The sequence below is a fragment of the Claveliimonas sp. genome (assembly GCF_037273965.1).
GTDB lineage: Bacteria > Bacillota > Clostridia > Lachnospirales > Lachnospiraceae > Claveliimonas > Claveliimonas bilis.
In genome coordinates, this window is the sequence record NZ_JAYAZJ010000083.1 from 1 (window position 1) to 6,302 (window position 6,302).

General features: G+C 42.0%; 7 protein-coding genes and 1 pseudogene. All 8 read left to right on the plus strand.

The window, feature by feature from the left end; all coding sequences use genetic code 11:
- Positions 1–276 (plus strand): annotated as a pseudogene (locus WJ238_RS07725) (hypothetical protein); the annotation flags it as partial.
- Complete coding sequence (locus WJ238_RS07730) at positions 236–1,435, plus strand: metallophosphoesterase (RefSeq protein ID WP_337606610.1); 1,200 nt, start codon at positions 236–238, stop codon at positions 1,433–1,435. The pseudogene WJ238_RS07725 and the gene WJ238_RS07730, both read left to right, overlap by 41 nt.
- A 141-nt stretch (positions 1,436–1,576) precedes the next feature.
- Positions 1,577–1,840 carry a type II toxin-antitoxin system Phd/YefM family antitoxin gene (locus WJ238_RS07735; RefSeq protein ID WP_337606611.1) on the plus strand — a complete coding sequence of 88 codons (264 nt, stop codon included), beginning with the start codon at positions 1,577–1,579 and terminating at the stop codon, positions 1,838–1,840.
- Entirely contained in the window at positions 1,833–2,093 is a 261-nt protein-coding gene (locus tag WJ238_RS07740) for a Txe/YoeB family addiction module toxin (protein WP_337606613.1), read from the plus strand. Before WJ238_RS07735 ends, WJ238_RS07740 begins: the two co-directional genes overlap by 8 nt.
- A gap of 185 nt (positions 2,094–2,278) precedes the next feature.
- Positions 2,279–3,814 carry a DUF6034 family protein gene (locus WJ238_RS07745; RefSeq protein WP_337606614.1) on the plus strand — a complete coding sequence of 512 codons (1,536 nt, stop codon included), beginning with the start codon at positions 2,279–2,281 and terminating at the stop codon, positions 3,812–3,814.
- Between the two features lie 18 nt (positions 3,815–3,832).
- Positions 3,833–4,582: a hypothetical protein gene (locus WJ238_RS07750; RefSeq protein WP_337606615.1), complete on the plus strand. Its 750-nt coding sequence runs from the start codon at positions 3,833–3,835 to the stop codon at positions 4,580–4,582.
- On the plus strand, positions 4,575–5,459 hold the full coding sequence (locus WJ238_RS07755) for a hypothetical protein (RefSeq protein ID WP_230106336.1): 885 nt from the start codon (positions 4,575–4,577) through the stop codon (positions 5,457–5,459). Before WJ238_RS07750 ends, WJ238_RS07755 begins: the two co-directional genes overlap by 8 nt.
- Before the next feature lie 19 nt (positions 5,460–5,478).
- On the plus strand, positions 5,479–6,123 hold the full coding sequence (locus WJ238_RS07760) for an ATP-binding cassette domain-containing protein (protein ID WP_316268744.1): 645 nt from the start codon (positions 5,479–5,481) through the stop codon (positions 6,121–6,123).
- The last annotated feature ends 179 nt before the right edge of the window (positions 6,124–6,302 follow it).

Consider the following 6,302-nt stretch of genomic DNA (forward strand, 5'->3'; position numbering starts at 1 on the left):
ATAGGTCTGGTCTATGTCCTGGCGCCTCTTTTGGACAATGTGATCCAGAAGATACCTCTTCAGATTTTGGTCCCCTTCTGTGTGGTGCTCACAGTGATCTTTGCGGCAGATACCGTTTATTCTATGAAATATCCAAATACCGGAAAGGGAATTACGGATTATGAAAGTAGAGCGGTAACAGATAACTGGAATCAGGAAAACAAGATTTACATACATATACAGGAGAATAATACATATGATTGCAATCTATTTATCCCCAATTTATATACTGGTTAATCTATACTTATTTCGCTGGCTGCTCCGCTGGATGGGGGCCTGCCATCACTTCTTTCAGAAGAAATGGATGAAAGCAGGGATGGCCGTGATTTATTTTATCCTGGCCCTTTCCCTTTTGATCGGCTTCCTTCTTCCGGCGGGCAATCTGCAGAGATTTTTCAAATCACTGGGAAATTACTGGCTCGGCGTACTTTTGTATGCGGTTTTGGCAGTTGTCATTGCAGATGTGATACGATTGATCCTGCGGCGGGTAAAGAGGATCGATCAGGATAAACTTCGCTCCCGCAGGACGCTGGCCGTTGGAGGAGGAGCTGCCCTTCTTATCATTATGGCCGTTTCTGTCTGGGGGGTAGTGAATGCCAGAATCATACGGACAACAGAGTATGAGATTACCGTAAAAAAGAACGGAGGCAATCTGGATGAACTGAATGTGGTGCTTCTTGCAGACCTGCATTTGGGCTATAATATCGGATGCCGTCAGATGGAACAGATGACAGAGAAAGTCAATGCACAAAACCCGGATCTGGTTGTGATAGCGGGAGATATTTTTGACAACGAATATGAGGCGCTGGACGATCCGGAAAGATTGATTTCCATTTTGAAAGGAATCAAGAGTAAATATGGTGTGTTTGCCTGCTATGGGAATCATGATATTCAGGAAAAGATCCTGGCAGGCTTTACTTTCGGAAGCAGGGAAGGAGAAAAAGCCAGTGATCCCAGGATGGACGAGCTTCTTGAAAAAGCAGGAATCACTCTTCTTAGGGATGAGGGAGTGCTGATCGACAACAGCTTCTATCTCTATGGGCGTCCGGATGAAAAGCGTCCGGGAAGAGGAATTACCAGGCGGGCCAAGCCGGAGGAGATTACAAAAGATATGGATCAGGATAAACCGATCCTTGTGATAGACCATGAGCCAAGCCAGCTTGGAGAATTATCCGAGGCCGGCGTGGATGTAGATCTGTGCGGACATACCCACGACGGGCAGATGTTTCCCGGCAATCTTGTTATGGATTTCCTGTGGGAAAATCCGTGCGGTTATCTTAAGAAAGGTGACATGCACAATATCGTGACTTCCGGCGTAGGATTGTTCGGGCCGAATATGCGGGTTGGAACGAAAGCGGAGATCTGCCCCATTAAGATACGGTTCGAGGCGACTTGAAACAGCTGAATTTTGAAAAATGAAAATTATTTAGAATAGAAGAGCAGATGAGTACATATAATTGTACTAAGAGAATTGACGTACAAAATATTGTACGTTATAATGTGAATACAGAAAACAGTATGTCTGGAGGTGCGATATATGTTGGCTGTTAATTATACTATGCTTAGAGAAAATATGAAAAGCTGTATGGATAAAGTTACAGATGATTATGAAACGCTGATCGTAACCAGAAAAAACAATAAAAATGTGGTTATGATTTCGGAAGAATCTTATAACAATATGATGGAAAATCTGCATCTTGTCGGGAATAAGACAAATTATGACTGGCTGATAGAGTCTAAGAAACAATTAGAACAGGGAATGGTTTCCATGCACAATCTGGATGAGGCGGGCGATGAATAAAGTTTTTACAGAAAATGGATGGAAAGACTATATATATTGGCAGACAGAAGACCGGAAAACATTGAAGAAAATAAATCACCTTCTGGATGACATATCAAGAAATGGGAATACAGGCATAGGAAAACCAGAGCCGTTGGTTGGAAATCTGTCTGGATTCTGGAGCAGAAGAATAAATGACACTGACAGGTTGGTATATAGAATAGATGAAAATAATGTTTACATTCTGGCTTGTAGGTATCATTATGATATTTAAGAAAAATGTGTGCAGCAGTATCTTACGGGTACTGCTGTTTTTTATTTGTAAGAGAGTTGGAAAATTCAAAAAACAGATTAACATATGATTGAATATACTGATAATTTATCTTATAATAATATCAACAATACAATATATAAATAGTCCTGTAAAAGGAAGAAGATATGGGTGTGGAGGATAAATGTATGAAAAGAAAGATATTATCCATTTGCTGCGTTTTATGTATGGTATTATCTTTAGCTGCCTGTCAAGAGACTCCGGAAGAGGAGATTGTGCTTGATAAGTCTAAGGGACTGCCAAAGGATAGTATTCTTCCAAAGGAGTCGCAAATACCCAAGGACTTTGGAGCGCCAGATCAGTGGCAGGAATCGGTAGAAAAAGGAAACATAGCAGTATCCATCAAGGCGGACTGTCAGATCAATCTTCCGCAGATTTATAATGCACCGGTATATGAGTTGGAAGTGCAGCATATGACAGGGGAACTGCTGGAGCAGCTTTGTGAGTATTTTTCGGACGGAAATCCGCTGTATAAGGAGCCGGAGATGAGCAAAGCGCGCCTTGAGGAAGAAAAGGAAATTCTCCAGCAAGGCAAAGGAGAGTGGGGATTTGACGATCAGGAGATCATAGATGCCAAAACAGACCAGATTGATGAACTGTTGCAGGATGCGCCGCCAAAAGAGAGCAAAGAGTCTGTGGAGGTGAAACTTGATAAGCCACGCCAGACAGAGTACGAACGGATACAGACAAAGAGCGGTTCTATAGCACCGAGATACAGTAAATTTTATTTTGATACAGATGAGAAGATCGGATTTCGGGCAAGGGTAGATTGCGGGAAGAAAACGGATCCATTGATTTATGCGATCGACTATGATGAGGACGTTGGAAGTACCACAAATTTTCTTTTTCAGCAGGGGAATTTTATAGACGAAAAAGAATTGGCAAAAAAATTGAAAAACTGTGAGCTTTTGCAGATCGGTCAAAACTATCTGGAATATCTTCAGTGGATAGAAACAGAGATGAACGATACAGACCGTTTTACAATTTCGGAGGAAGAAGCAGTTGCGATGTGCGGAAAAGTATTAGAAGATCTCGGACTTAATGATTACACGATGACGGGATGCTGCAGGACGGTTGGAAATGCAGAGGGTGAGAGTATGGCAGGCGTGAATCAGGATGAGGGAATCACAGATTACGGATTCTCCATTTATTACAATCGGAAGGCGGGAGAGCTTGCAGGATATGAACAGCCGTTTCAGCAGCCTTTCAATGATCTGCCGGAAGAAGTTTATGCACCTCCTTTTGCTACGGAGCAAATCCGTATTATTGTGACCGGGGAAGGGATCATGCAGTTTGAATGGGATAATCTTTCCCAAAAGGCAGGGACGATAGCAGAGAATACTGAATTATTATCTTTTGATGAAATAAAAGAAAAATTATATGATCATCTGCTGTATGTTTCTCTGGCAAAGTATGGGGAGGAGGACTATGGAGATATCTATTATTATGAGATTAGAGATGTCCAGCTTCGCGGAGCAAATGTCCCGGCATTTGAGAATCCCGACGGAGCGTGGCTTGTGCCGGTTTGGGTCTTTACTGTGGGACACGAAGTGACTTTTGGAACTTTGGGAACCACTCCTTTTAGTGATATGATAGTTGTTTTAAATGCCATTGACGGAGGGTATATCCAGCCTAATATTGATTCTCGGATTCCGGTAGACTAATTTCTGAAAGGAAGAATCATGAACAGAATGTATCAGGTAGACTGTAAGCGTGGATTGTGTTCCACAGGTTTTTATGTGGGGATTGTGCTGTGCTTTTTAGCCGGAGCGTTTGGTATGGGAGAAATGCTGGAATACATTTCTGAAACAGTGCTGCCGGAAGGGGAGATCCGTTTCCTTTCTGCAGCTTATCTGGCCCTTCATACAGACGCTCTGACTTACGTACTGCCAATCGCATGTACTCTGGCAGCAAGCGGGATGTATATAGAAGATTTACAGAGTGGGACATTGTATTACAGTATTCTTAGAACAACAAAGAAACGATACTACACCAGTAAGATACTCAGTTGTATTACATTTGGAATCCTGACTGTTCTTGCGACAGTTCTGCTTCTTATGGTTGTGTTTATGCTTATTTTTCACACGGATAAAATGGAAATACAGAACTTTCAAATGGAAAGTCTTGTATATTTGTGTAAACGAACTGTAATCTTGTGTATGAACAGCTCTTTATATGCTTTGCTTGGAGGAGCAATTGCAGGCACTTCCAATAATCGTTATATGGCATATGCGGCTCCTTTTATTCTATACTATGTGATATCCACACTGTTTCAGGCGTATCTTTCAGACTATCCGCTTTTAAATCCCAAAGAGTGGATATTACTGCGGATCTCCCCGGTGTGCCAGGTTGTAGTGGTTTTGGCCGTTGCTAACGTGCTGGCGGCAGCGTGCTATCTGTTCGTCATGGAAAGAAGGTGGACCCATGAATGAGTTTCGTCTTGTATGTTCCATAACTAAACTGAATTTCCTGGGATGGAAGAAAAATCCCCGAATCATGCTGGCTTTTGTATTGGCCTTTGTATTTTGCGTTATGATGTCAGCCAAAGCCATTATGTTTGCACGTACATATGAGACTACCATGCAAATTTTTGAACCCTTTGTGTGGGCGTTTAGTGGTGGGAAATCCATTTTGCTGGCATCTTTTCTTCTGATTTTTTTCTTTATGGATATGCCTTTTCTCAATGAAGCCACGCCCTATTATCTGATGAGGAGCGGACGAAAGGCCTGGATGGGCGCACAAATTCTGTATATTGTAACGGTAACATTTCTTTACATGTTTTTTGTGCTGGTAATGTTTTGCATTTTGTGTGCACCTTTGTCTTTTGTGGGAAATATGTGGAGTGAGACAGGAGCGCTTCTTGGTTATTCTGGCGTGGGAGAGGATATAGCGTTGCCGGCATCCGTGAAAACGATGGAAATGTCAAAGCCTTATCAGTGCATGGCAGAGATCTTTCTTCTGATGACTCTATATACGCTGCTGACAGCGACGATTATGATGATATTTAATCTTTTGAAAAATCAGTTCGGAGGGGTCTTAAGTGTATTTATCCTGAATCTTTATGGGCTTTTGTTAAATCCAGAAATCATCGGGAGAATCCTGGACATACCACAGATACTGCAGTATAAAAGCAATGTGATCACTGGATGGATTTCACCCTTAAATCACGCTACCTACTATATGCATAATTTCGGATATGATTTGTTACCAAGGTTATGGCATAGTTATCTGATCCTTGGCCTATGGATTCTGTTAAACATTTTTATCATCAGAAAGCTGGCTAGACGATATCAGTTCGTATTTTCATAGAGAAACGGAGGGGCGGAGGATGAATGAAATAATGGTAAAGATAGAAAATTTAAGAAAAACCTTCCGGGAAGAAGAGGTTCTTAAGGGAATCAACTGCGAGTTTCAACGAGGGAAAACTTATGCGGTAATTGGAAATAATGGTTCAGGGAAAAGTGTGCTTTTTAAATGTATCTGCGGTTTTCTTACCCCAACAGAAGGGAAGATTACAGTAGATGGGAAACAGATTGGAAAAGATGTGGATTTCCCGGAATCTATCGGGCTGATCATTGAGCATCCAGGATTTATTCCACAAATCTCAGGGTTTAAAAATCTCCGGCTGCTGGCAGGAATCCGCAGGTGCGTTACAGACGAGCAGATTAAGGAGGTAATCCGCAAAGTAGGACTGGATCCTTCCTCAAAAAAAGCAGTAGCCAAATATTCTATGGGAATGAAGCAAAGACTGGGAATCGCTCAAGCGATCATGGAGGATCCGGATCTTCTTATTTTGGATGAACCTTTTAATGGATTAGATAAGAAAGGGGTGGAAGAAATACGTTCCTTGCTGATGGAGCGGAAAGAGAAAGGCAAGACGATTCTTCTTACCAGCCATAATAGTGAAGATATCACACTTCTTGCAGATCATGTCTGGGAGATGGACGCAGGCAGGATGACAGAAGTCAGATAGCGTTGCCGTTTATACGGATTGTGAATTTGAGAAAAAAGACAATACCCCTTTAAAAATCTATTGACAAACGATCGACACACAGCTATACTTGAATGCGTACTGGTTTGAAAATGACATTTACAGTTTGCTGGAATAGCTCAGTCGGTAGAGCACTTCACTCGTAATGAAGGGGTCGTCGG

Coding starts and splice junctions, on each gene's coding strand:
- WJ238_RS07730 (WP_337606610.1), top strand. CDS start 236: ATGATTGCAATCTATTTATCCCCAATTTATATACTGGTTAATCTATAC.
- WJ238_RS07735 (WP_337606611.1), top strand. CDS start 1,577: ATGTTGGCTGTTAATTATACTATGCTTAGAGAAAATATGAAAAGCTGT.
- WJ238_RS07740 (WP_337606613.1), top strand. CDS start 1,833: ATGAATAAAGTTTTTACAGAAAATGGATGGAAAGACTATATATATTGG.
- WJ238_RS07745 (WP_337606614.1), top strand. CDS start 2,279: ATGAAAAGAAAGATATTATCCATTTGCTGCGTTTTATGTATGGTATTA.
- WJ238_RS07750 (WP_337606615.1), top strand. CDS start 3,833: ATGAACAGAATGTATCAGGTAGACTGTAAGCGTGGATTGTGTTCCACA.
- WJ238_RS07755 (WP_230106336.1), top strand. CDS start 4,575: ATGAATGAGTTTCGTCTTGTATGTTCCATAACTAAACTGAATTTCCTG.
- WJ238_RS07760 (WP_316268744.1), top strand. CDS start 5,479: ATGAATGAAATAATGGTAAAGATAGAAAATTTAAGAAAAACCTTCCGG.